Consider the following 24739-nt stretch of genomic DNA (forward strand, 5'->3'; position numbering starts at 1 on the left):
CCGCGGGCGCGCCCCGGCCACGGGAGCCGGCCCGTCACCGGCCGGACACCGCCGTGACGTGGCCGTTGCGGATGGCCGAGCACAGGGCGCTGTGGTCGCGTTCGTTCTGGTCGGCGCAGGCCACCGCGAACTCCCGGACGGCTTCGGCGAAGGCGGGGCCGGAACCGAGGTAGGCGGCGATGACGAGCGGATCGCCGGTGCGGGCGTGCGCCCTGGCCAGCGTCCACCCGCACAGCCGGGCGTAGGCCCGCAGCGTCTCCGGGGTCATCTTCGTGACGTCGGCGACGCCCCGGCCGTCGCGCACCCGGCGGACGTAGAAGTCCCGGGTGCGGCCCTCGAACCCGGTGGCGCGGACCCAGCCGAGGTAGCGGTCGCCGACCGCCTGCAGCAACCGCTGCCCGGTGACGACGCGCCGGCCGGACTCGCCGCGGACGGTGGTGCCGGTGCAGGACTGCAGCACCGACGGCACGGCTTCCTTCAGCTGCAGGAAGAGCGCGTCCCCGTCGTCCGGCCCGACCAGCAGCGCGAGCCAGCACCGGGTGCCGGCGCCGCTCACCCCGACCACGCTGCGGGCGACGTCGGCCAGCCGGTAGCGGTCCAGCGGCGCGCGCCGTTCGCTGCCGAGCAACTGCCGGTAGCGCGAGAACATCTCGCCGAGGCGCTGTTCGAGCGTCGCCGGGTCGCCGTCGCCGGTCAGCCTGCTGACCGGGACGAGCAGCGGCGGCCGGGTGGCCAGCCGCAGGCGCCCGTCGCGGATTTCGGTGTACCGGTGCAGCACGCCGGCGTCGTCACGGACCGGGGACCGGCCGGCGGAACGGTCGAGGCGGTGCCGCCCGGCCGGGGCCGGGGGATGGGCCGCGACCGCGCGCAGGGTCTCGGCGTCGGCGCCCGCGTGGTGGATTTCGAGCGACGTCCGGTGGGCGAAGTCCTGCATCGCCCGGCGGTACGCCTCGACGGCCGCGAGCACCGTCCGGCGGCGCTGGGCCGTCGGGTGCGCGTTCTCCCGGCCGGCGACCTCGAAGCTGGCGGCCAGCCGCTTGACGTCCCATTCCCACGGCGCGGGCAGGGTTTCGTCGAAGTCGGCGAAGTCGAACACCAAGCGGCGCCCGGCGGACGCGAACAGGCCGAAGTTGGCCAGGTGGGCGTCGCCGGACGCCTGGACCACCACCCCCGTCCGCGGGGTCGCGGCGAGATCGGCGGCCGCCGGCAGCGCGGCACCGCGGAAGTAGGCGAGCGGGGAGGCGGCCATCCGGCCGTACCGGATCGGCAGCAGCTCCGGCACCCGGTCGGCGTCCTGCCGGGCCAGGAGCGCCAGCGGGTCGGTCCGCCGGTCGGCGCCGGGGAATTCGGCGTGCTCGGACCTCGGTACGGCGATGCGGGCGGTGCGTGCCCTGGCGATCCGCGCGTCCCGGGTCCCGGTGTCCTGTTCGGTCTGCGTCATGAGCGGATCGTCGGTCCTCGGCGGCGTCCCGGGCGTCGCCCGTCGCGGGTGAACCCCGGGTCATCCACGACGGGTGACGACTAGGCGTGGTCCAGACCGCAAGGTGGGCCGCGGAGGTGCGGGGCGGTGTCCCCGGGACACCCGGTTCCGCCACCCGGCCCAGCCGGCGCTCCTGCTCGGGGTGCGCCCCCGGCCGGCCGGTACCTCCCGCGGGTGGCCGCGGCGACGCTCGGGGGCGCCGCCGCGGTCATGCTCGTGCGGCGGCTCGCCCCGGCGCGTCACCGCCGTTGCGGCTCCTCGGCTTCGCCGAAGGCGTCACGCAGCCGCGCTTCCTCTTCGGCCGAGAGGTTCGTGCTCAGCAGCGTGGCCCCGGTCTCCTTGAACGGCTCGACCACCCGATCCAGCACGGTGTCGCCCGACATCACGAACAACGCCGACGTCCCGGGCGTGACCTGGCTCCGGACCGTGGTGATGAACTCCTCGTCGATCCCGACGTGCGCCAGCGACCCGGTCAGCGCCCCGATCGCCGCGCCGACGGCCATCCCCAGCAACGGCACCAGGAAGATCAGGCCGAACAGCAGGCCCCAGAACCCGCCGCCCAGCGCGCCGGTGCCGGTCAGGGAACCGAGGTCGGTCGTCTTCGGCTTCTTCCGGTTTTCCGGCCAGCTCACGCAAGCCGCGTCGGCGATCGAGATCAGTTGCTGTTTCTGCAGTTGCCGGAGCAACTCCAACGCGTTTTCGGCGCCTTCGGCGGTGGGGAACCTCCATACGGTCAACGCGGCCATGACGTCCTCCTCGGTGCGGCATCTGCGGTCGGCGCCGACTGTGCGCCCGGTGGCCGCACGTGCCATCGCCCGTGCCGTGTGAGCCGGGAATCGCGGGCCGGTCCGGCCGACCTGATCTCACCTGGCGCGGGCGAGGCCGTTCGGACGGTGCACCGACCATGATCGCCCGGGTCCGAGCCCCACCACCCGATGGAGAGAGGGACCATGACCGAACACACGCACCCCCGGTCCGGAACAGCCGGAGCCGGGACGCCGCCGGGTGAGCGGGCCGTCGCCCGGTCGCGCCGGGTCGGCTGGATCTGGTTCGCCGGCGCGATCACCGTCCTGGCCGGGCTGTTCAACGTCGTGGAAGGACTGGTCGCGCTGTTCGACCGGGACTACTACGTGCTCGGCCCGTCCGGGCTGCTGGTCTTCAGCCTCGCCGGCTGGGGCTGGATCCACCTGATCGTCGGCATCCTCGCCGTGCTGACGGGTATCGCGCTGTTCACCGGCGCGCAGTGGGCCCGCGTCGTCGCGGTGGCGCTCGCCGGCTTCAACGCACTGGCGCAGCTGGCCTTCCTGTCCGCGTACCCGGTCTGGGGCGTGGTCGTGATCGCCCTCGACGTCCTCGTCATCTGGGCGATCGTCGTGCACGGCGACGAAGCCACCTACGAGATCTGGTGACTCCGCCGGACCTCGCCGGTGCGGTGGCGCCGGTGATCACTACAGTCGAGTCCCCGTCCGGCAACCGGCGCGGGGCGGGTACCGATCCCCGCCGAGAGCCGAGAGGTTGACGTGCCCGCTCGAACGACGTCCCGGTGCCTGCGGATCCCCGGCGTCAAGGCCGCGGTGCCGCGGGTGCCGCGGATCTTCGTCCCCCGGCCCCGGCTCGAGGCGCTTTTGGACCGTGCCACCGTCCGGCCCGTGACCGTCGTCCGGGCGCCCGCCGGGTCCGGGAAGACGACGGCGCTGGCCGCCTGGGCCGGGGGCGGCCGGGACGTCGCCTGGGTGTCCCTGGACGGTGACGACAACGACGAACCCCGGCTGTGGACGGCGATCCTCGCCGCGTTGAGCCGCGGTGCCGCGGTGCCGGCGGACTCCTCGCTGCACCGGCTCGAACCCCCTCGGCCCGGACGGCGCCCGGAGTTCCTGGCCGAGCTGGGCGACGCGCTCGCCGGGCTGCGCCGGCCGATGCGGCTGGTCCTGGACGACCTGCAGGAGATCTCCCGCCCCGAGCCGATGGACGCGCTGGCGGCGCTGGCCCGCCACCGGCCGCCCGGGTTGCGGCTGGTGCTGGCCACCCGGGTCGAGCCGCGGCTGCGGCTGGCCCGCCTGCACGTCGACGGGGTGCTTTCCCGGGTGGGGGCGGCCGAACTCCGGTTCGCGGTCCAGGAAACCGCGGACCTGCTGCGGGCGACGGGCGCCGTGGTGAGCGACGACCGCGTGCGGGAGCTCACCGAGCGCACGGCGGGCTGGGCCGCCGCGCTCGGCTGGGCCGCGGTGTCGGTGCGCGGGTTGGCGGACACCGACGGTCTCTTCGCCTCCGTCGCCGGGGACGAACGCGCGGTGGCGCGGTTCTTCGCCGACGAGGTGCTTTCGCGGCTGCCCCCGGCGACTTCCGACGTGCTGTCGTGCATCAGCCTCTGCGACACGGTGAGCGCGACGCTCGCGGTCCGGCTGTCGGCCCGCGCGGACGCCGGGGCGATGCTGGACGAGCTCGAGCGCTCGATGGCCCTCGTCGTGCGCACGCCGGCCGGGGAGTACCGGCTTCCGCCGCTGCTGCGGGAATTCCTGCGGGCCGAACTGGCCCGGCGCGGTCCGGAGCGGGTGCGGCGGCTGCACGCCGTCGCCGCGCGGTGGTACGCGGACGAAGGGCGGTTCGGGGACGCGCTCCGGCACGCCGTCGCGGGCCGTGACCGGCAGCGCGTCCTGATCCTGGTCCGGGACCACGGCGTGCGCCAGGTGCTCACCGGCGACGGGGATCCCGTCCGGACCGCCCTCACCCACCTCGGCCCGGAGACGGTCGCCGCGAGCCCGCCGTTGCGCCTGACTTCGGCGTTGGACCACATCCAGCGCGGGGACCTCGCCGCCGCCGGTGCCGACCTCGGCGAGGTCCCGCCCGGCGGCGAACCGGGCCTGCTGGCCGTCCGGCACCTCGCCCGCGTGACCGGGAACCGGCCGCCGGCGACCGAAGTGCCCGCCACGGCGGGAACCCCGGAGCTCGACGCGTGGGCGAAGCTCGAACTCGCCTGGCGTTCGCTGCACCGGGGTGCCCGCCGGTACGCCGTCAGCCGGGCCGAAGAGGCGCTGCGCCTGGCCCACGCCGGGCACCTCGACCACCTCGTGCTCCACAGCAGACTGGCGCTCGGGGTGGCCACCGCCCTGCGCGGGGACCACGCGGAGATGCGGCGCGCGTGCATCGGCGCGCTCGCGATCGCGCGGCGCCGCGGCCGGCACCGGACTCCGGGCGTCGCCGAATGCCACCTGATGCTGGGCTACGACGACCTCATGCGCAGCGAGCCGGTCGCCGCGGCCCGGGAACTGGCCCAGGCGGCGCGGGCGGAGGTGCCGGGGTGCGCACCGCTGCTGGGGCCGCTCCGGAAGTTCTTCGAGGGCGTGGTCCGGTTCGACGAGGCCGACCGGGCGGCGGGCTCCCAAGCCATGCGCGCGGCCCGCCACCTCCTCGCCGACCTCGAACTGCCCCGCGAGATCGCCGCGATGTGCGCGGTCGCGGAGCACCACGCGGCGCTCGCCCTCGGCGAGGGCCTGCACGCGGCGGATGTGCTGGCCTGGGCCCAGGAACGGTTGCGCGGCAGGGCCGAGCCCGCGCTGCTGCAGGTGCGGGCCCACCTGGCCGCCGACGAGACCGAGCCGGCCGAGGCGGTACTGGGACAGGCCTGGTCGGCGACCGCGTTGCTGCCGGCCACCCCCGTCGACCTGTGCCTGGTCGAGACCGCGCTCGCCCTGCGCGCGCACCGGCGGACCAAAGCACTGCACGCCCTCGACCGCGCGCTCGCCCTCGCCCGGCCGAACGGGCTGGTGCGCCCGTTCGCCCTCGCCGAGCCGGCCGTCGGGCACCTGCTGATCGACCACTCGGGCGGGTTCGGCTCCCTGGACCGCTTCGCCCAGTCGGTCCGCGGCCGGCTCGTCCCGCACACCCCGTCCAGCGGGCTGACCGACCGCGAGCAGGTGGTGCTGAACCGCCTGCCGTCGCAGTGTTCGCTGGACGAGATCGCGTCGGACCTCACCGTCTCGGTGAACACCGTGAAGACCCACGTGCGGGCCATCTACGGCAAGCTCGGGGTGAACAACCGGCGCTCGGCCGTGGTGGTCGCGCGCCACCACGGCCTCACGTGACCCGGCCGCTCAGCGCTGGTCCCGGCGCGGTGCCGAGAGCAGCGCGTCGGCCCAGCGGGCCCGCGGGTCGACGTCCACGAGCAAGGCCTTGGCCAGCAGGGTGGCCGGCACGGCGAGGACCGCGCCGAGCGGACCCAGCAGCCAGGTCCAGAACACCAGCGCCAGCACGGTGACCAAAGTGGACAGACCGACCGAGCCGGCCACGAACCGCGGCTGGATCAGCGACTGCACCACGAAGTTCAGCCCGGTGTAGAGGACGAGCACCACGAGCAGGTCGCCCCAGCCGCCGTCGAGGAGCGCGATGAACGCCGGCGGCGCCACGCCGATCACGAACCCGACGTTGGGGATGTAGTTGGTGACGAAGGCGAGCAGGCCCCACAGCACGGCTCCGGGGATGCCGAGCAGGGCGAGGGCGACGGTGTCGAGCGCGGCCACCAGCCCGCCGAACACGGTCGTCACGACGAGGTAGATCCGGGTGCCGGAGGCGAAGCTCCGCAACGCCGCGGAAATCCACGGCCGGTCGTGCGCGATCCGGCCGAGCCGCTGCCCCGCCCACGCCGATTCGCTGCTCAAGAACAGCAGCAGGGCGAACAGGAACGCCAGGTTCGTCACCAGGCCGCCGACGCCGGCGAGCAGGGATCCGGCCAGGCCGACCAGCTTCCCGGCGTCCACGCCGGACAGCATGTCCCGCAGCTGCTGTTCGCCGACCCCGAGCCGGCCGAGCACTTCCCAGCCGTCGCGCAGGAGGTCGTTCAGGCGCCCGGTGTACTGGGGGAGCAGCGCCGAAAGCTGGGCCGCGGACACCACGAGCACGAGGAAGAACGCGAGCAGGACCGCGTAGACGGTCACCACCAGCACGGAGACGGTCAGCCAGCGCGGCAGGCCCTTGCGGCGCAACCAGGTCCGGACCGGATCGAGGGTGATCACGACGACGGCGGCGAGGAACACCGGCCCGGCGAGCCAGGCGACGGCGCGGAGCCCGGCCAGCACCACCACCCCGGCCGCGGCCCCGAGCAGCACGACGAGCGCACGGGGGAGCGGGCTGCCGCCGAAGCCGGGCGTGTCCTCCGGCGGCCACGGGATCGGCGGGACGTGCCCGCGCGCGGTGAACCGGCCGGCGAGCCCGCGCAACGGGTGCCACCGGACCCGGGCGGCGGTGGCGGCGGTGCTTGCGCCCCGCCGCCGGATCCGGAACCGGTTCGCGGGGAATTCGGTGAGCGAAATTCGCACCATGCGGCACTCTCCGGGGCAGGGGGGGCGGTCGGCCGTGCCACGGTGGCAGCGTCCGGCCGCCGGGTGACCACCCGGCGCGGGTGAAAGCCCGGAGTCGCGGTGCCCCATCTCGGCTGGGTGAGCGCCGAGGTCCGGGGCGTCGCCTGGACTTCGGCCGCCTCAAGCCGTCACGAACGGAGGAACCACCCGCCCGGCGCTTGCCTGCGCCCCGTGATCCCCGCGTACGCTAGGACCCGCCCCAGACCCCGGCGAAGCGGCTGTCCGGAGTCGGCGTCCGGACCGACTTCGAGTGAGCGGGGTGACGTCGTGGGCGAGGCCGGTGGTACCGAACCCGGCACGGACCGGAGCTGGCCGGCGCGCCACGGCGGCGGCTACCCGAGGGGCTGGCAGGTCCGCTACCGCGGCCGCCGCCCCGGGCGGGGATCGCCGCCGCCTCCGGAACTCATCGGCATCATCGCCGGTCCCAGCCTGCGGGACGAGCACACCAGCACGACCTGGGTGCCGGTCCGCCCCTACCGCGCGGCCCCGGACACCCCGCTGAAACTGGTGCGGGCCGCCGACATCCTCGACGCCCGCCCGCCGGGCGGCGGCCCCGCACCGGCCGCGGCGGACGAAGACCGCGAGCGCGTCGAGCCGCCCGGGACGGATCCCGGCGCCGGCCCGGCGGGGTAGGCGGTGGTGCTCACCGACGGCCTGCTGGTGGCGAGCCTCGGCTTGCCGCGAGCACGGGCGCGCGACCGGCGCCCGGCCGACGTGACTTCCGAGGGGGAGCCACGTCGGCCGAGCGCCGGTCCGGCGCGCGCGAACCACCCCGGCGACGAACCCACGCCCCGCGCAAGCACAGCGGCCGGCACTGAGGCGCTCTGAGTGGCCGGTTCTTCCGGTCGGCCCCGAACCCGGGCGCGGTCGGCGGACCTCCGTGGTGGGTGAACCGGGGAAAGGGTGTTCCGGCCCGTCCGCAGGTGCTATACCGGCAGCTGCCCGGTGTCGCGACGACGCGATGCCAAGAGCGAGCGGAGTGTCTGGTGGCGAACCGTGCTTTGCGCTCATCCATCGTGGTGGCGGTCCTGACCGCGCCGGTCCTCCTGCTGGGGACCGCGGCCGCGGTGGCCGCTCCCGGCGCCCCGCCCGGGCGGCAGCTGACGATCGAGACGGTGTCGAACCCGCGGCCCGCGCTCGTCAGCGGGGGACAGGTCCTGGTCAAGGTCGTGCCGCCGGAGCGGCCGCACGCCGGGCGGGTCGACGTCAGCGCCAACGGCCACGACGTCACCCCGGAGTTCCGCGCGCAGCCGGACGGCAGCCTGCTCGGCCTGGTCAGCGGCCTGCGCGACGGCACCAACGACCTGACCGCGAGGACGCGCGGCCCCGGCCCGGACCAGCGGGCGAGTCTGCGCGTCACCAACCACCCGATCACCGGGCCGGTCTTCTCCGGCGCGCAGCAGCACCCGTTCTACTGCGAGACCCAGGCGTTCGGCCTGCCCCCGGCGGCGCAGCCGCTCTGCAGCGCGCCGACCCAGGTCAGCTACCAGTACAAGACCACCGCCGGGGCGTTCGCGCCGCTGGCGGACCCGTCGACCCGGCCCGCGGACCTCGCGACGGCGACGGTCGGCGGGCGCGCGGTGCCGTACGTGGTCCGCGTCGAACGCGGCACGATCGACCGCGCCGTCTACGAGATCGCGGCGCTCTACGCCGGTGCGCCGTCGCCCGTCGCGCCGGACGCCGGCTGGAACGGGAAGCTGGTCTACACCTTCGGCGGCGGCTGCAACGCCGGCTACCACCAGGGCAGCTCGACCGGCGGGGTCGTCAACGACCTGTTCCTGGCGCAGGGGTACGCGGTCGCGTCGTCGAGCCTGAACGTGCTCGACAACAACTGCAGCCCGATCATCTCGGCCGAGGCGGCCATGATGGTCAAGGAGCACTTCGTCGAGACCTACGGCCCGGTCGCCCACACCATCGGCTGGGGCGGCTCGGGCGGGGCGATCCAGCAGTACGACATCGCGGAGAACTACCCCGGCATCGTCGACGGGATCATCCCCGGTGTCTCGTTCCCGGACCCGCTGACCACCGGCGGCCCGGTGTCGGACTGCCGCTTGCTGGAGCAGTACTTCGCCGGGCCGGGCGCGTCGTTCACCGCGGCGCAGAAGCAGGCCGTCGCGGGCTTCGCCAGCTACGACACCTGCGTGTCCTGGACCCAGACCTTCGCCAGCCGCGCCACCGCGACCGGCAGCTGCAACGCGGCCATCCCGGTCGCGGCGCGGTGGGATCCGGTGACGAACCCGGGCGGGGTGAAGTGCAACTCCAACGAGCAGCTGGTCAACCAGATCGGGCGCGACCCGAAGACCGGGTTCGTGCGCAGCCCGCTGGACACCACCGGCGTGCAGTACGGCTTGGGCGCGCTGCAGGCCGGCACGATCACCGCGGCGCAGTTCGCCGACCTCAACGCGACCATCGGCGGCCTCGACCACACCGGAAAGCCCGTGCCCCAGCGGATCGCGGCCGACCCGAAGGCGCTCGACGCGGTGTACGCCGACGACATCGTGAACTCCGGGTCGCAGGGTCTGCGGGAGACGCCGATCATCGACCAGCGGACCGACCTCGACCTGGCCGGGTTCGGCAACGACATCCACACCACCGAGTGGTCTTACGTGATGCGGCAACGGCTTCTGCGCGCCAACGGCACCGCGGGCAACCAGGTCATCATCGAAAACCACGCCACCGCCGCCGAAGCGGCAGCGGCGAGCATCTACGAGCTGAACGCGATGGACCGCTGGCTGACCGCGATCGACTCCGACGGTTCGCACCGGAGCCGCCAGCAGAAGGTGCTGGCGAACCGGCCGGGCGACCTCGGCGACGGGTGCTACCTCTCCGCGGCTTCGCGGATCACCGAGAAGCTGACGTACCCGGCGAGCGGCCAGTGCGGCCTGCAGTACCCGGTGGCGGCCAACACCCGGCTGGTCGCGGGGGAGAGCCTGGCCCTCGACGTGCTGAAGTGCCGGCTCAAGCCGCTGGACTTCCGCGACTACCCGGTCACCTTCACCGCGGCGGACCGCGCGCGGCTGCGTGCGACGTTCCCCGGCGGCGTGTGCGACTACCGTCGCCCGGGCGTCGGGCAGCGTCCCCCGCTCGGGACCTGGCTGAGCTACGGCGACGAACGGACCGGCACCACCCCGCCGACGAAGCCGCGGTGACGGCCGGTCACGAGCGGTCGTGGAGGGTGATCCGGTAGCCGTCGGGGTCGGCGAAGGTGAAGGTCCGGCCGAAGGGGCCGTCGACCGGCGCGGCGGCGATGGTGTGCCCGTCGGCGGCGAGCGCGTCGTGGATGGCCTGGACGTCGGTGGCGTGCAGCCAGATCGCGGCTCCGATGCCGGGCTGCTCGACGGCCGCGAGATCGGTCCCGGGAACGATGTCGCGGAGCGCGAAGGCGATCGGCTTCGTCTCGAAGACGACGGCGTGTGGCGGTCCGGCGGGTGAGCGGACGAGGCCGAGGTACTTCTCGTAGAACGCCTGGGACGCGTCGAGGTCGCGCGCTTGGAGGGAGATGAAGTCGGGTCCGGTGGCGGGCATGGGTGCTCCTTGTCGTCGTGTCAGGTTCCTGACATGAACCACCGTATGTCAGGAACCTGACACGAGTCAAGCCGGGTCGGTCCCGGTGCCCGTCAGTTGAGCTTGCGGGTGTCGGCGGGCAGGCCGCCGCCCGCGTAGACGTCCTCCGCCAGCTTCGCCAGCGCGGTCAGCGCCACGTTCTGGCTCCACGGGCCGTACGACACGCGGGACACGCCGAGTTCCTGCGCCCGGGCCAGCGGGATCGAGCCCGGGATGCCGATGAGGTTGACCTTGCGCTCGCCGAGCTCGGCGACCAGGCGGGTCACCTGGTCCTCGTCCAGTTTGCCGGGGACGAAGAAGTTGGACGCGCCCGCGTCGAGGTAGGCGCGGCCGCGGGTGATCGCTTCGGTCAGGGCCGTCTCCGGGTCGGTCTTGAGGAACGCGTCGGTGCGGGCGTTGAGCACGAAGTCGACGCCCGCGGCGGACGCGGCCGCGACGGCGGCTTCGACGGCCTTCACCGCTTCGGGCAGCGGCTTCATCTGGTCTTCGAGGTTGGCGCCGACCGCGCCCACCTCAATCGCCCTGGCCACCGTGCCGCCCGGGTCGCCGTAGCCCGCTTCGAGGTCGGCGGTGACCGGCAGGTCGCCCGCGGTCCGGACGATCAGGGCGACCTCGGCGATCATTTCGTCGCGCGGGATCTTTTCGCCGTCCGGGTAGCCGCGCGAGGCCGCGATGCCGTGGCTGGGGGTCGCGAGCGCCTTCGTACCGGGGGTCTCGGCGACGACCTTGGCGGTGATCGCGTCCCAGACGTTGACGACGAGCAGCAGTTCGGGTGCGGCGTGCAGCTCTTGCAGGAGGGTGGCCTTGTCGGCGGTCGAGGTCATGCTGCCCAATCTAGGCGCGGGCACCGCAGCCGCGCCGGGGGTTCAGCCGACCGGGAACGTCGTGCCGATGCCCATCCCGGTGATCCACTCGGGCACCGGCTCGTAGCCGGTCCACGCCAGCGGGGCGCCGGCCGCGGCCTGGCCGATCAGCCAGCAGCGGATCTCGTGGCCGCCGCTGCCCGCGAGGTCCTCCAGCTTCTCGTGGCCGAGCGCGGCCACCGACTCCGCGTCGTCCGCGGACAGCCGCTCGAGGAACCAGTTGTCCCACTCCGCGTTGACCCGGGCGCCGGGGTCGCCGCCCATGGCGCGGACGCGGGGTTCGCGGGCCGCCGCGAAGGCGTGGACGTCCGCGCGGCCGTGGATCAGGGACTCGCGGCGCTCGCCCGCCACCTCGCGCGGGTCGTTGGACGGCAGCCAGTGCGACAGCCCGCCGCTCGCCGCCACCAGGACGCGGCCGGGGAACTCCGCCGAACGCAGCGCCGCGCCCAGTGCCCGGCCCAGCGCGACGCACCGCCGCAGCGACGGCAGCGGGGGCGCCGCGGTGTTGACGACCAGCGGGACCAGCGGCAGCGCGGTGCCGCCGGTCAGCATCTCGTAGGTCTGCACGATGCCGTGGTCGACGGTGAGCGAGTAGGACAGCGAAACGTCGAAGCTCGCCTCGGTCAGTCCGTTGTGGACCGACCACGCGAGCGGGCCGGCCACCGGCAGCGGGCCTTCGGTGCTGCCGAAGTCCCCGAAGCCGGCCGCGTGCTCGACGCCGAGGACGAACGGCGGCATCACGTCGTAGAAGTTGCCGTGGAAGTGGTCGGGCCCGATCACGACGATCGCGTCCGGCGTGCTCCGCCCCGGCGACGGGACGAACCTCGGCGCGATCGGGCTGGGCATCCACGCCCGGCTCACCGGCGCCGACACCCACGGCGCGTACTCGCTGTTCGAATACGTCGTGCCGCCGGGCCTCGGCGGCCCGCCGACCCACGTCCACAGCCGCGAGGACGAGCTGTTCACCTGCGTCCAGGGCCGCGTCGAGGTCGAGCTCGACGGCGTCCGGCACGTCCTCGGCCAGGGCGACTCGCTGCTGATGCCGCGCGGGGTGCCGCACGTGTTCCGCAACCCGTTCGACGAGGAGACCCGCATCATCGCGGTGGTGTCGCCGCCGGGGCTGGAGAACTACTACAAGGAGCTGTCCGAGCTGCCGCCCGGGCGCGACATGAAGCTGGTGGCGGAAGTGATGACCCGCTACGGCCTCAGCCTGCGGAAGTGAACCACGAGCGGATGGTCCGTGAGATGTGCGCGGCGGGCGACGCGGGCGACGCGGCGGCGTTCGCGTCGTGGTTCGCCGACGACGCGAGGTACGTGTTCGGCAACGCCGAGCCGCTGACCGGCCGGCCCGCGATCACCGCGGCGACGGCCGGGGCGGCCGGCGCCGTGGCCGTGGGTCCGCCACGTCGTCGACCAGGTGGCGGTGGTGGGCGAGGACCAGCTGTTCTGCCGCTTCATGATCGAAACCGAGTCCCCGGCCGGGAAACCGCTGGCCCTGCCGTGCGTGACGGTGATGTGGCTGGCGGGGGAGCGGATCGTCGACTACCGCGTGCACCTGGACCTCACGCCGGCGTTGTGACCGCGGGCTCGCGCGCCCCGCTGCGTTCGGCGCCGACCCCGGCCGCGACCACGAACAGGACCCCGGCCACCGCGCCGGCGTCCGGGACCTGGTGCAGCACGAGGAACCCGATCGTCAGCGCGATGGCCGGCTCCAGGCTCATCAGCGTGCCGAACGACGAGGCGTTCAGCCGCCGCAGGGCGAGCATCTCCAGGCTGAAGGGGATCACCGGCAGCAGCACGGCGAGCCCGAGGCCGGCCAGCAGCAGGTCCCAGGTCAGCTGCCCGAACACGCCCGGCCCGGAGACCAGCGTCGCCACGATGCCCGCCACCGGCATCGACACGGCGAGCCCGCGCACGCCCGCCACCTCGTCGCCGACCCGTTGTGTCAGCAGGATGTAGGCCGCCCAGCACACCGCGGACGCGAGCGCGTAGCCGACGCCGAGCAGGTCCGCGCCACCCCGCCACGGTTCGGTCAGCAGGAGCACGCCGACCGCGGCGAGGACCGGCCACAGCTTCTTGCCGCCGCGCCCGCGCGTGACGGCGACCGTGAGCGGCCCGAGGAACTCCAGCGCGCTCGCCGTGCCCAGCGGCAGCAGGGCGACCGCCTTCATGAAGAGCATGGTCATCCCGGCCGTGACCACGCCGAGGCCGCAGCAGGCGAGGAACGTGGCGCGCCGGAACGCCGACGGCCGCGGCCGGACCAGCACCAGCAGCAGGACCCCGGCCCACGCGAGGCGGAGCCAGGCCGCGCCTTCGGGGCCGACGCGGTCGAAGAGGCCGACGGACACGGCGAGGCCGAGCTGGACGCAGAGCATGGCGGCGACCGCGAAGGCCGCGCCGGTACGGGTGGAGGACAGCACGTGCCGAGCAAAGCCGATCCGCACCGTTCGTGTCCACGTGGTGATCGTGGACGTACCGTTCGAGGATCGTGGACAATCGGGAGATGGACACCCGCAGGCTGCAGTTCCTCCTCGAGCTGTCCCGCCACGGCTCGATGCGCGCCGTGGCGGATGTGCTCGGCACCACGACGTCCACGGTCTCGCAGCAGATCGCGACGCTGGCGAAGGAAACCGGCGCGCCACTGCTCGAACCGGACGGCCGCCGCGTCCGGCTGACCCCCGGGGGACGGCGGCTGGCCGAGCACGCGGTGACGATCCTCGCCGCGGTGGAGGCCGCCCGCGCCGCCCTCGACCCGGGCGCCGAACCGGCCGGCACCGTGCGCGTCGCCGGGTTCGCGACGGCGGTCCGGCGCTCCGTCCTGCCGGCGGCGACCGCGCTCGCCGCGCACCACCCGCGGGTCGAGCTGCGGATCAGCGAGTACGAGCCGGCCGAGGCCTTGACGGCGTTGCTGGCCGACGACATCGACCTCGCCCTCACCTACGACTACGACCTCGCCCCGGCGAGCACGGACCCCGCGATCACGGTGAGTCCACTGTGGACAGCGCGGTGGTCGCTCGCGGTCCCGGCGCCCGACGCGGCCGGTGTCCGGAGCGGGGACACGGTGGCGGTGTTCGAGGCGTTCCGCGACCACGACTGGATCGTCAACTCCCGCAACACCGCCGACGAGGACGTCGTCCGCAGGCTGGCGTCGATGGCCCGGTTCACCCCGCGCGTGACGCACCGCGCGGACAGCCTGGAACTGGTGGAGGACCTGATCACCACGGGCCCGGCCCCGGCGGTCGGCCTGCTGCCGGCCGGGCGCGCGGTGAAGGCCGGCGTCGCACTCCTCCCGCTGACCGGCCCGGAGGTGCGGCAGCGCGCGTTCGCGTGCACCCGCCGCGGCCGGGAGGTGTGGCCACCGCTGGCGCTGGTGCTGGGGCTGCTGGCCCGCTGAGGCCTCGGCCGGCGGCGGCGGAGGAACAACTCCGCCGCCGCCGGCCGCCGATTACACGTATTCCCTGTTTCTAGTCATCGCACGAGTCCACCGCGTCGTTGATCGAAAACGGCAAGCTGAATCCACTGGTGAACAGACCGCCGATGGCGACACCGGCACCGACGCCGCCCGTCGTGGCGGCCAGGCCCGCGACGGCCAGGCCGAATCCGATCCCGCTGACCGCGGCGAGGCCCACCGAGCCCGCGCACGAATAGCGTCCGGTGGGGTCCAGGCGGTTGGGCGGATTGCCGCCGACGTACGCGTACCGGCTGGCCGCGTCGGGCTCCAGGACCGGGCTGACCGGGTCGATCGAAGTCCAGTTGGCGGTGGTGGTGTCGTGCCAGCGGATGCCGTGTTTGAGCCAGCCCGTGTGGTCGTCGAGCAGGCCCTGGGTGTAGCGGATCGGGTTGGCCGCGGCGGTGGTTCCGGTAGCGGTGAGCTGCTTGCCGGAAGGGTCGTAGCCGTAGCTGGCTGACACGGTTCCGGTGCTGGTGACGAGGTTCACCGGACTGCCCTGGTTGTCCAAGGCGTAGTAGTGGACCTCGCCGGCGGTCTGGAATGCGATGGGTGTGCCACTGGGATCGCTGTCGAGGTAACTGGTCTGGCCGTTCTTGGTGAACGACTGCAGTACGGGGACACCGTGGACGTCGTTGCGTCCGTAGACGTAGCTGGCGGTGTTCGTCCCGGTGGTGGCGGAGACGAGTTCGTTCTGGTCGCCGCCGGCCCAGGTGTAGGCGGTCGAGGACGAGCCCTGGGTGCGGTTCGTGGTTTGCCCGGCGGCGTTGTAGGCGAAGGTGCCTTGCGTGGGGTCGCCGGTCCGGTTCCCGGCGGCGTCGTGCTGGTAGCCGCTGTTCGAGATCTCGTTCGCCGCGTTGTAGGTCAGGGTCTGCGTGGTGGTGCCGTCGACCTTCGCGGTGAGCCTGTTGCCGGCCTTGTCGTAGGTGTAGGCGTAGTCGTGACCGCCGTAGTTCGACACCGCGGTGAGCCGGTTGGCGGTGTCGTAGCTGTAGAGCGACACCGCGCCGCTGAGGTTGTCGGTCGACCACTTGATCAACCCGGTGTCGGAGGTGGCCGACGCGGACGGGCACGCCTGCCCGGCGACACGAGGCGAGTAGCAGAACCCGGTGTCGAACACCTTGGTCGCGTCGTTGGACGCGCGTGAGGTCCAGGTCCGCGAGATGCGGCCACTCTTGTCGAAGGTGGTTTTCGTGTGGGCGGCGAACGTCGTGTGGGCGGGGTTGGTGGCGAACCAGGTGTCGGTGCGCTTGCCGTCGTCGTCGTAAGCGAACCCGGTCTTCTGCCCGTTCGGGGTGGTCATTTCGGTGACCTGGTTCGCCGCGTCGTAGAGATAGGTGGTGGCGCCGCGGGCGTCGGTCTTCGACGTCAGGTTTCCGGCTTTGTCGTAGCCGTAGGACAGGGTGCCGCCGCCGGAGGTCGCCGTCCGCGAAGTGACCCGGTTCTGGGCGTCGTAGGTGAAGGTCGTCGTGCCCGAAGAATCGGTACGGGTGAGCACGTTCCCGGCGCCGTCGTAGGTGAACGCCACATCGGGAGTGCCGTCGGAGTACTGGATGGTCTTGACCCGGTCGCCGCGGTCGTAGGCGTAGGTGGTGCGCAGCCCGCGCCCGTCGCGGACGGCGTGCAGCCGGCCGAACCCGTCGTAGGAGACCGTGATCGGCGCCAGGCCCGAACCGGCCGGCGGGGTGATGTCGGTGATCTGGTGATCGGAGTTCGCGGTGTAGTCGGTGGTGTTGCCGCGCGGGTCGGTGGCGGTGTCGACGGTGCCGTCGGCGTTGTAATCGACCTTCGACGTCGCGGTCGCGGCCGTGTTGGCCGAGGTGAGGGGGTTGCCGGCGCCGTCGTAGGTGAACAGCTTGGCGTTGCCCTGGCCGTCGGTTCCGCCGGAGGGCAGGTACTTCGCCGCGCCGGTGTTGGCGTAGGTCGCGGTCGACTTCGCCCCGGTCGGCGCGGTGACGCCGGTGAGCGACTCGCCGGCGTTCACGGCCGGGTCGTGCCCGAAGGTGGTGACACCTCCGGTGCCGCTGGTCGAGGTCGCGGCGTCGTCGAACGGGGTGTAGGTCTTGGTGCGCCCGCGGCCGAGAGGGTCGGCCACGGACGTCACCAGCTCCCGGGCGTTGAGGAAGTAGTCGGTCTGCGGACCGGCGGACGGGACGGTCTCGGTGTTGTTCGGATCCGCGACCAGCGTCTCCCCGGCCGAGTAGTAGGTGAACCGGGTCGCCGCGCCGCCCGCCGGGTTCTCCTGGGTCACCTTCTTGACCCGGTGCGAGGCGTCGTACTGGACCGCGGTCTGCTTGCCCGCGCCGTTGGTGATCGTGGTCAGGTCACCGGTGGTCGCGTCGTAGCCGAACTGGGTGGTCTTCGAGGTCGGATCGGTGATCTTGGTCAGGCGGCCCGAGGTGTAGGTGTAGGCGACGCTGCGCGGGGTGCCGTCGTCACCGGTCTGGCCGATCGTGGCCAGGGTGCCGGACCAGGTGAGGGTCGCCGTCCGGGCACCCGTGCCGCCGCGGGTCGAGGAGACCTGGGACAGCTTCCCGGAGGTGTAGGTGAACGTGGTGGCCTGGGTGTTGCGATCCTTCACCGACACCAGCTGTCCGGTCGCGTTGAACGTCGACACCGAGTTGGTGTCGTGGTCGGTGATCGTCCAGCCAGACGCGGTTTTGACCATGGCGACCTTGAACCCGGCAGGTGCGGTGTACGCCGACCCGCCGGCGGGTTGGAACAGGCCTTCGCGGCCCTCAGGCGCCAAGTAGAGCACGGAGCTGTCGGAATTCAGGACCACCTTGGTGTCCTGACCCACCCGCATCGCCCAGCCGGCACCCGCCGATCCGGACGGCAGTGCGGTCCCGGCTCCGAGGCGCAGGCTGTTGTAGGTCAGACCGAGCTGCAGGTCTTCCCGGATCCCCGGCAACGCCAGATCCGAGGTGGTGACCAGCAGGTTGCCGGTGCCGACGTCGACCGAGGCGGACACCGTGTCGGAGATCGGGAACGGGATGCGGGTCGCCGACGGGCGAGGCCCGGTCAGGGTCGGTGTCAGCACCGCGGCCTGTCCGGCTTCGGCGGTCGTCGCCGCGATGGGAGTTCCGGATACCAGCAGCAACGCGGTCGTGGCCGCGACGGTCGAATGACGCCATGACGTTCTTCGCGTGGACAAGATCACTCCAGGGTGGGGATCGGCTTCCGGCGACAGGCAGGTCGGTGTCGCCGGAAGCCCACGCTCAGGCGGAGGTGGCGGTTGAGGCGCTCGCGAGCGTTCACCCGGATGCGCCACAACAGCGCCGCCTCAGGGGCGTGCGGTCACGGCCTCCGCCGCGGGCAGCCGGGGCCGGGTCGGGTCCGGGAGGCCGTAGCGGGTGTTCAGGACCTGCATCGCCGCGCCCGCCGCGACGACGTCCGTCCCCAATGTCGTCAACGAGACCTCCACCGTCAGCCACTCGGCGCCCGGCAGCTGCGTGCGCACCGCGTGTTCGACCGCCGCCCGGTAGAGCTCGCCGTGGGGGAGGAGGTCCGCGCCGCCGAGGACGATGTGGCCCAGGTCCAGGGTCTGCAGGAGGTTGACCACGCCCGTCGCGAGGACCGCGGCCGCCGTGGCCGGGTCGCTCGCCTGTTCGTGGACGGCCTCCAGGCAGCCGTGGCGGCCGCAGGCGCAGCGGGGGCCGTCGAGCTGGACGACCGCGTGGCCGAACTCGCTGGCGTTCGTGTGCGCACCGCGGTGGGCGGCGCCGCCGAGCCAAAGGCCGGCGCCGACGCCGGCGTCGACCACGACCAGGGCCGCGTCGCGGAATTCCGTGCCGCGGCGCCAGGCTTCCGCGGTGACTCCGGCCGTGACGTCCTTGTCCACCACCACGGGCAGGCCCAGCCGCTTCTCGGCGAGTTCCGCCAGCGGGACGTCGCGCCAGTGCCGCAGCCGGTGGGCGCCGCGGACGGTACCGGTCGACTGGTCGAGCGGGCCGATCATGCCGATGCCGACGCCGGCGAGTTCCGGGGTGGCCAGGCCGTGCTCGGCGATCATCGCCTCGACGCCGGCGGCCAGCTCGCCCAGCAGGTGTTCCGGCGTGAAGTCGGGCGGCAGCGGCGTCGCGGTCGACGCGCGGACGGTGCCGGCCAGGTCGGCTAGGACCAGGCGCAGCTCACGGCGGGTGACGTGCGCGCCGATCGCCCGGCGGCTGCCCGGGACCAGGCGGTAGACCGCGGCCGGTTTGCCGCGCGGCGGGCGCCGCACGCCCGCCGGCTCGAGCAGGCCTTCCTCGACCAGGCGGGCGAGCACCTTCGACACGGCCTGCGGGGTCAGCCCGGTGACCTCGGCGACCGTGCCGCGCTCGAGCGTGGGCACGGTCCGGGCCAGCGCGATCACCAGCGCCTCGTGGTAGTCCCGCAGGAAAGCCAGGTGCACGGCTTCACTGTATCGGCCCCTGGTACTAACGCAACAGCGTTGCTAAAGTCGCTGGGATGGACGACCTCACCCGACGACGTCGCTGGGCGGCCCTGCTCGCACTGGCCCTCGGTTCGGTCGGGATCGGCCTGACCGAGTTCGTGCCGGCCGGGCTGCTGCCCGACATCGCCCGCAGCGTGCTCGGCAACGCCGAACCGGATTCGGTCGCGCGGGCGGGGTGGATGATCACCGCGTACGCGCTGGGCGTCGTCGTGGGCGCGCCGGTGTCCGCCGTGGTCAGCGCCCGGATGCGGCGCAAGCGGCTGGTGCTCGGGCTGCTGGTGCTGTTCGTGCTCGGCACCGTCGCCTCCGCGGTGGCGTCGTCGTTCGGCCTGGTGCTGGCCGCCCGGTTCGCCGCGGGCCTGCCGCACGGCGCCTACTTCGGGGCCGCCGGCCTGCTGGCCGCGACGCTGATGGGGCCGGGCAGCGAGGGACGCGGGTTCGCCGTGGTGCTCAGCGGGCTGACCGTCGCCAACGTGGCCGGTGTCCCGGTGATCACCCGGCTCGGGCAGGCCGCGGGCTGGCGGACGGCGTACCTGGTCATCGCCGGGGTCTTCCTGCTCGCGCTGGCGGCGGTGGCGGCCACGGTGCCGGACGCGCCGGCCACGGGCGGGTCGCCGGCCGACGAACTGCGCGCGCTGCGCCGGCCGCAGGTGTGGCTGGTCGCGGTGACCGCCTCGATCGGGATCGCCGGGTTCTTCGCCGTCGACAGCTACCTCGCGCCGATCACCACCTCGGTCACCGGGCTGTCGCCGGGCGCGGTGCCCTGGGTGCTGGTCGCCGTCGGGCTCGGCATGACCGTCGGCAACTTCCTGGGCGGCTGGCAGGCCGACCGGAACCTCCAGCGGGCCATGGTGGCGGGCTTCGCCGCGGTGATCGCCGCGAACGTCTACTTCGGACTGTTCGTCGGTTCGCCGTTCGGCCTGTACACCGGCGCGTTCCTGATCGGCGGGACGATCCTGTTCCTCGGCCCGGTGCTGCAGGCGCGCCTGATCGCGGTGGCACCGGGCGCCCAGCTGATGGGCGCGGCGCTGAACCAGTCGGCGTTCAACACGGCCAACAGCCTCGGCGCGGCGCTGGGCAGCGTGGTCATCGCCGCCGGGCTCGGCTACCGCGCCACGGCGTGGGCCGGGGTGGTGGTGAGCGCGATCGGGCTCGTGCTGGCCGTGGCCGGCTTCGCCGTCGACCGCCGCCGCGCCGTCAAGGCACCGGCGGACGCGCTCGTGCCGTGATCAGCCCGCCTCCAGGAGCGCGTCCAGCGCGGTCAGGCTGAGCACCTGGCCGTAGTCGCCGGGAAGGGCCACGCCGATCACTTCGCCGAGTTCGTCGAGGACCGGCGCGCCGGCGCAGGCGGCCGGGAGAGCCACGCTCGTGCGGAACAGCCGCTCGCCGTCTTCGTTCGACTCGAACCGGTTGACCACCCCGCTCAGCAGCGCGCGAGTGCCGTCCTCGGCCGGGCCGGGCAACCACAGCTGGTCGCCGATCCGGACGAGCTCCGGGCGGCCGGGCGGTAGCGGCGCCACCCCCAGCGGCTCGGCCAATTCCAGCACCACGACGTCGTGCCCGGCCGCGTGCACCTTCTCGACTTCGCCGCCTGTGACGGCGATCGGTGCCTCGTCCTCCGGCCGGTGCGCGACGACGAACCGGTCGCCGATCGCGAAACCCATTGCGCCGCAGGAGGTTTCGACCAACCCGGCCGGCGGCCCCGACGGTCGCCTCGCGCCCGCACGCCGTCGCAGCGCGCGGTAGCCCTCGGCGTCGCCGGTGCCCGCGAGGCACTCTTCGTGCCGCCGGACGTCGGCGGGGTCGGCCGGCGGTTCGGGCAGCTCGCCCAGTGCGTCGAGCGCCTCCCGGTACGACCCGGCCGCGTGGTGGTCGCGGAAGCGGCGCAGCGGATCGGGTTCGTTCAGCGCCAGCCGGGCGAGCACGGCGCTCCAGCGCGCGACCTTCACGGCCAGCTCCCGGAGCCGCTCGGCTCGGGCGCGCGCGGTGTCGAGCAGGTGCGCGGTCTGGGCGACGGTGGCTTCGAGGTCTTCGTCGGCAGGGGCCGGCTGGGCGGCGCAGGCCTCGGCCGCCGCGGCGGTCTTGACCGCCGCCGTCCGCGCGGAAGCCAGGTCGAGCTCGGTCTGGCCGTCCTCGTTGAACATCTCCACCAGTGCTTGCCGCGTTTCGGGCGGCAGCGGGGTGGCCGGCGGGCGGTGGGTGGCCTGCCGCTGCCGGAACTCCCGCCAAGCCCCCTCGGTGGCGTCGTCGGCGAGCGCGGCGGCGAGGTCCCGCAGCTCCGCCCGCAGGTCGGCGAGCTCTCCGCGCTGCCGCTCGCGCTCGCGCTGCTGCTCGTAGCTGCGGGTCAGGTCGCCGATCTCCCGGGGTGACAGCAGGGTGGTGTCGGTCACCCGGATCCCGTTGGCCAGCCCCGTCTTCAGATCGCGTGCGGTCACCTCGAGCACGCAGTCGGCGTCGATGTCGAAGGTGACCTCGATCTGGGGTTCGCCCTTCGGCGCGGGCGGGATCCCGGTGAGCACGAACTCGCCGATCTTCGACTCGCGGTCGAGGCTGCCGTTGTAGATCTCGATGCGCACTTCGGTCTGGTTGTCGTCATGGGTGGTGTAGATCTCGGAGCGGTGGGTCGGGATCGTGGTGGCCCGGCTGATCAGTTCGGAGAAGACCTTCCGCTCGGCGTCGCCGGTGCCTTCGGCCGCCCGGATGCCGAGGGCGAGCGGCGTGACGTCGAGAAGCAGGAACTTGGTCAGCGCTCCGCTGCGCGTGGCGCCCAGCAGCGCGGCCCCGCTGGCGACCGCGGTCCGCGGATCGGTGACGACGATCCCCTTGGCAGCGAAGACCTGTTCCACGGTCTGGCGGACGAGGGGGGACAGCATCGGCCGGCCGACCAGCACGACGTGGTCCGGCCGCTCGGGCGCGGACTCCAGGAACGCGGTGGTCACCCGGCGCAGCGTGGCCAGCCGGTCGGCCAGCACCTCCGCCAGCTCGGCCCGGGTCAGTTCCACGGGGACGTGGCCGTGCGAGCCGAAGGAGAGCAGGGTGTCGGACGCCCGGTCCTGGGCGGAGAGGGCGACCTTCAGCTTCTCCGCGACGATTCCCAGCCGGCGGCGCAGCGGGTCCGTCGCCGGGACGTCGATGCCCTTCAGCCGCAGCTGGGCGGCGAGCGCCTCCGTGACGGCGGCGTCGAAGTCCTTGCCGCCGAAGCGGGGGTCACCGCCGACGTCCCGGACCTCGTAGACGCCTTCGCCCACTTCCAGCAGGCTCAGGTCGAGCGTGCCGGCGCCGAGGTCGACCACGGCGACCGTCGCCCCGAGCTTCCGTTCGTACGCGGTCGCGATGCACGCGGCGGTCGGTTCGTGCAGCAGCCGGACCACGTCGACCTCGGCGATCTCGCAGGCCGACCGGGTGGCGGCGTTCTGGTTGTTGGTGAAGTACGCGGGAACCGTGACGACCACCCGCGGCCGGTCGATCCGCAGGGCGTGGTGGCGTTCGGTCCAGGACAGCCATTCGTCCCGCACGTGCCCGAGTTCGGCGGCGGCCAGCTCCCCGACGCGTTCGCGGACCCGCTCGGCCAGGAACGTCTCGACCAGGCCCCGGGCGTGCCGGATGATCCGGGCGGCCACCTCTTCCGGCCGGTAGGTGCGGTCCCGGATCTTGAACCGGGTGGCGGTGCCGATCCGCCGCTTGGCGGCGTCGATGTGCCCGGCCAGCCACGGCGCCAGCGTCTCTTCGCCGGTCAGGCCGACCAGTTCGGTGCCCTGCCGGTCGAGGCTCAGCGTCGAGGCGAACTGGAGGTGCCCCTTCCACGGGCAGAAGACCGGCCGCTGCGCCTCGCGGTCGTAGATCGCCGCGGCGGACGTGGTCGTGCCCAGGTCCAGGCCCCAGATCTCGCTGTAGCGGCGTCCGACGTCCGCACGGGCCCGCGTCACCCACGACTGCGCCCGTTCCTGGAACCGGCGCAGGTCTTCCGCGCCCAGCGCCTCCAGACAGGCCGTGACGTCGGCGACGAGGTGCGGCGGGACCAGCTCGTCTTCGGTCAGCCGGCGCAGCGCCGAGGCCGCCTGCGAATGCTCGCCGCGGGCCTCGACCGCGGTGAGGCAGTGCCGGACGAGCTTGTCGTACTCGCCGGTCCGGCGCAGGCACTCGGCCAGCCGCGGGTCCTCCGCCGCTTCCGCGCCGAGCCAGCCGAGCAGGACGTGCGCCGCGCCGGCGAAGTCACCGGCGCGCAGGTACAGCGTGACCGCCTGCTCGGGCTGCCCGACGCGCTGCCGCAGCCGGGCCGCACCGGCGAAGTCGCCGCCGGCCTCGTAGGAGGCGGCACGGGCGTCCAGCGCCTCCGGGGAGTCGTCGCCCTGCAGCACCCGCGCCGCCTCGCCGAACTGCCCGGTCCGGTTGAACAACTGGTTGGCGCGGAAGAACTCGCGCCCTTCCTCGGCCCGCCACGCCGCGAGGGCGAGCTCGCCGGCGGCTTCTTCGAACCGGCTCCAGGCCCGGTAGGCGTCCTGGGGCCCGCCGGCGTCCCCGGCCAGCCGGATCAGCGCGCCGAAGTGGAGCCGGGTGGCCGTGACGAGGTCCGTGCGCAGCCGGTCGACCCGCTGACGGCGGTCCAGCACGGCCGCGGTCGGCACGCCGGCGCGGTCCAGGTGCGTCAGCACGTCCTGGAGCCGGCCGGCCGCGGCGGCGAACTCCTGCCGCTCGGCGAGTTCGCCGACTTCCGGCAGGACGCGGTCGGCGAGCGCGGCCAGCCGGTCCGGCCGGTCGGCCGGGCAGGTGGCCAGCGCGTCGGAGAACTGGCGGAGCTCCTCGTGGCACCGGCTCACCTGGTCGAAGCGGCCGAGGTCGCGGTAGACGGGGAGCGCGTCGGCGAACCGGCCGGCGTCGGCCAGCAGACCGCCGTAGCGCTCGGCCAGCGCGTCGTTCAGCTCGGTGATCGGGCGGGCGCGGGCCAGGTCCAGGCCCGCGCCGACGTCCTCGGCCGTCCGTGACCGCAGGCAGCAGGCGAGGGCCCGGCGCACGTCGTTGTCGGACTTCGCCAGCCGGACCGCGTCGGCGCCGTGCCCCAGCAGGCAGTGGACGTCGAGGACGTCCGGCCGCAGTGCCTCGGTGAGGTCCGCGAAGAAGCGCTGCCACAGCTCGGCGTCGCGCTCGAGGGGGATCCGGGCCGCGTGCTGCGTCACGACCTTCGCCACCACCTCCTGGGTGAGCACCCGCCGCTTTCCCCAGCGGAGGAGGTGGTGGATCGCGAGGTCGGCGTCGTCCAGTTCCGCCAGCAGCCGGACCATCCGGTCGCGGGCCACCCCCTGCAGCTCCGGCAGGTTCAGCCGCGAGGCGACGTCGAACACGACGGTGAGGACGTGCCGGTCCGGACGCGAGGTCAAGGCGGCCAGCCACGGCCGGTCGAGGGCGCCCAGCGGGTAGCGCTCCGGCGGGATGCGGTGATCGTGCGCGCCGAACACCTCGACGGCCCGGACGGGCTCGGCACGCAGCGTCAGCCGCAGGGCCCGGCGGTACGCGCGGGCGGCGCGCTCCCAGTCGGCGGGGGCGGGCGCCCCGGCGGGGAAAAGGGCGTTCACCCGCTCCACGGCCCTGGCCACCCGT

At 73.7% G+C, this 24739-nt stretch carries 18 protein-coding genes; 8 read left to right on the top strand and 10 right to left on the bottom strand.

The window, feature by feature from the left end; genetic code table 11:
* Nucleotides 1-34: 34 nt before the first annotated feature.
* A complete protein-coding gene (locus tag MUY14_RS09625) occupies nt 35-1441 on the bottom strand; it encodes a DUF2252 domain-containing protein (protein WP_247022571.1) in 1407 nt (468 codons plus the stop codon).
* A 278-nt stretch (nt 1442-1719) separates the two neighbouring features.
* Entirely contained in the window at nt 1720-2226 is a 507-nt protein-coding gene (locus tag MUY14_RS09630) for a DUF1269 domain-containing protein (protein ID WP_247022573.1), read from the bottom strand.
* A gap of 204 nt (nt 2227-2430) precedes the next feature.
* Between MUY14_RS09630 and MUY14_RS09635 the strand changes: the two genes are divergently transcribed.
* Together MUY14_RS09635 and MUY14_RS09640 are read left to right on the top strand one after the other, a co-directional pair.
* Nucleotides 2431-2889, top strand: a complete 459-nt coding sequence (locus tag MUY14_RS09635) for a hypothetical protein (protein WP_247022575.1) — start codon at nt 2431-2433, stop codon at nt 2887-2889.
* A gap of 111 nt (nt 2890-3000) precedes the next feature.
* Nucleotides 3001-5562, top strand: a complete 2562-nt coding sequence (locus MUY14_RS09640; protein WP_247022576.1) for a LuxR C-terminal-related transcriptional regulator — start codon at nt 3001-3003, stop codon at nt 5560-5562.
* Between the two features lie 9 nt (nt 5563-5571).
* Here MUY14_RS09640 and MUY14_RS09645 read toward each other — a convergent pair whose 3' ends face one another.
* Nucleotides 5572-6795, bottom strand: a complete 1224-nt coding sequence (locus MUY14_RS09645) for an AI-2E family transporter (protein WP_247022578.1) — start codon at nt 6793-6795, stop codon at nt 5572-5574.
* A 306-nt stretch (nt 6796-7101) separates the two neighbouring features.
* Here MUY14_RS09645 and MUY14_RS09650 point away from each other — a divergent pair, with 306 nt between their 5' ends.
* Both MUY14_RS09650 and MUY14_RS09655 read left to right on the top strand, forming a co-directional pair.
* Nucleotides 7102-7467 carry a hypothetical protein gene (locus tag MUY14_RS09650; protein WP_247022579.1) on the top strand — a complete coding sequence of 122 codons (366 nt, stop codon included), beginning with the start codon at nt 7102-7104 and terminating at the stop codon, nt 7465-7467.
* A 353-nt stretch (nt 7468-7820) separates the two neighbouring features.
* Nucleotides 7821-9983 (top strand): DUF6351 family protein, encoded by a 2163-nt coding sequence (locus MUY14_RS09655; RefSeq protein WP_247022580.1) that lies wholly within the window; start codon nt 7821-7823, stop codon nt 9981-9983.
* A 7-nt stretch (nt 9984-9990) separates the two neighbouring features.
* Here MUY14_RS09655 and MUY14_RS09660 read toward each other — a convergent pair whose 3' ends face one another.
* The 3 genes from MUY14_RS09660 to MUY14_RS09670 all read right to left on the bottom strand — a co-directional run bounded on the left by MUY14_RS09660 (nt 9991) and on the right by MUY14_RS09670 (nt 12041).
* Nucleotides 9991-10359 (bottom strand): VOC family protein, encoded by a 369-nt coding sequence (locus tag MUY14_RS09660; RefSeq protein WP_247022581.1) that lies wholly within the window; start codon nt 10357-10359, stop codon nt 9991-9993.
* Nucleotides 10360-10451: 92 nt separating this feature from the next.
* Complete coding sequence (locus tag MUY14_RS09665; protein WP_247022582.1) at nt 10452-11222, bottom strand: isocitrate lyase/phosphoenolpyruvate mutase family protein; 771 nt, start codon at nt 11220-11222, stop codon at nt 10452-10454.
* Nucleotides 11223-11264: 42 nt separating this feature from the next.
* On the bottom strand, nt 11265-12041 hold the full coding sequence (locus tag MUY14_RS09670; protein ID WP_247022583.1) for a 2,3-dihydroxyphenylpropionate 1,2-dioxygenase: 777 nt from the start codon (nt 12039-12041) through the stop codon (nt 11265-11267).
* On the opposite strand from MUY14_RS09670, the gene MUY14_RS09675 reads away from it, so the two are divergent.
* Both MUY14_RS09675 and MUY14_RS09680 read left to right on the top strand, forming a co-directional pair.
* Nucleotides 12013-12483 carry a cupin domain-containing protein gene (locus MUY14_RS09675; RefSeq protein WP_247022584.1) on the top strand — a complete coding sequence of 157 codons (471 nt, stop codon included), beginning with the start codon at nt 12013-12015 and terminating at the stop codon, nt 12481-12483. The two genes, MUY14_RS09670 and MUY14_RS09675, sit on opposite strands and share 29 nt — an antisense overlap.
* 204 nt (nt 12484-12687) lie before the next feature.
* Nucleotides 12688-12840, top strand: coding sequence for a hypothetical protein (locus MUY14_RS09680; protein ID WP_247022585.1), 153 nt, complete (start codon nt 12688-12690; stop codon nt 12838-12840).
* Here the strand turns inward: MUY14_RS09680 and MUY14_RS09685 are convergent.
* Nucleotides 12824-13681 carry a DMT family transporter gene (locus tag MUY14_RS09685; RefSeq protein WP_247022587.1) on the bottom strand — a complete coding sequence of 286 codons (858 nt, stop codon included), beginning with the start codon at nt 13679-13681 and terminating at the stop codon, nt 12824-12826. The genes MUY14_RS09680 and MUY14_RS09685 overlap by 17 nt on opposite strands.
* Before the next feature lie 83 nt (nt 13682-13764).
* Between MUY14_RS09685 and MUY14_RS09690 the strand changes: the two genes are divergently transcribed.
* On the top strand, nt 13765-14655 hold the full coding sequence (locus MUY14_RS09690; protein ID WP_247022588.1) for a LysR family transcriptional regulator: 891 nt from the start codon (nt 13765-13767) through the stop codon (nt 14653-14655).
* Nucleotides 14656-14725: 70 nt separating this feature from the next.
* Here the strand turns inward: MUY14_RS09690 and MUY14_RS46825 are convergent, their stop codons facing one another.
* On the bottom strand, nt 14726-17863 hold the full coding sequence (locus MUY14_RS46825) for an RHS repeat-associated core domain-containing protein (RefSeq protein ID WP_281506274.1): 3138 nt from the start codon (nt 17861-17863) through the stop codon (nt 14726-14728).
* A 129-nt stretch (nt 17864-17992) separates the two neighbouring features.
* Nucleotides 17993-19102 (bottom strand): ROK family transcriptional regulator, encoded by a 1110-nt coding sequence (locus MUY14_RS09710; RefSeq protein WP_247022590.1) that lies wholly within the window; start codon nt 19100-19102, stop codon nt 17993-17995.
* Between the two features lie 56 nt (nt 19103-19158).
* Between MUY14_RS09710 and MUY14_RS09715 the strand changes: the two genes are divergently transcribed.
* Nucleotides 19159-20373 carry an MFS transporter gene (locus tag MUY14_RS09715; RefSeq protein WP_247022592.1) on the top strand — a complete coding sequence of 405 codons (1215 nt, stop codon included), beginning with the start codon at nt 19159-19161 and terminating at the stop codon, nt 20371-20373.
* On the opposite strand, the gene MUY14_RS09720 is transcribed toward MUY14_RS09715, so the two are convergent.
* Nucleotides 20374-24714: an Hsp70 family protein gene (locus tag MUY14_RS09720; RefSeq protein WP_247022593.1), complete on the bottom strand. Its 4341-nt coding sequence runs from the start codon at nt 24712-24714 to the stop codon at nt 20374-20376.
* Between the last annotated feature and the right edge of the window lie 25 nt (nt 24715-24739).

The sequence above is a fragment of the Amycolatopsis sp. FBCC-B4732 genome (genome assembly GCF_023008405.1).
Taxonomy (GTDB): Bacteria; Actinomycetota; Actinomycetes; order Mycobacteriales; family Pseudonocardiaceae; genus Amycolatopsis; species Amycolatopsis pretoriensis_A.